Origin of the sequence: Falsihalocynthiibacter sp. S25ZX9, from assembly GCF_041205405.1 — a bacterium.
GTDB lineage: Bacteria > Pseudomonadota > Alphaproteobacteria > Rhodobacterales > Rhodobacteraceae > Falsihalocynthiibacter > Falsihalocynthiibacter arcticus.
This window is the reverse complement of the sequence record NZ_JBGFCD010000369.1, coordinates 1-277: the sequence shown is the minus strand read 5'-3', so window position 1 is coordinate 277 and position 277 is coordinate 1. Positions and strand designations below refer to the sequence as shown.

The window sequence follows — 277 nt, the reverse complement described above, 5'->3', positions numbered from 1 at the left end:
GCGCGCGACACGCGGTTTTCACCCAAGAGGTAAAAATTCAGTTTTTCATCGTCTTGAGTTTTGCGTGCTTGGTCGATTTTGATCAATTCCGCTGTTGTATAAACGCCAGCTTCAACTCCTGCAATTTTAGCGAGTTGATCGTTACCTGCATTGGCAGCACCAGCGAAAGGAAGGGCTACTGCAAGAGCGAGAGCGTAAAGAGTTATTTTGTTAAACATGATAGTCTCCATTTGGATGCGACAAGATCCTGATTCAGCAATCGTTGCCGCGTTTCTAT

The 277-nt window shown here is 45.5% G+C and carries 1 protein-coding gene; it reads right to left on the bottom strand.

The window, feature by feature from the left end; genetic code table 11:
• On the bottom strand, nt 1-218 hold a 218-nt coding region (locus AB9F29_RS22615), incomplete at its 3' end, for a hypothetical protein (protein ID WP_369757341.1).
• Nucleotides 219-277 lie beyond the last annotated feature (59 nt).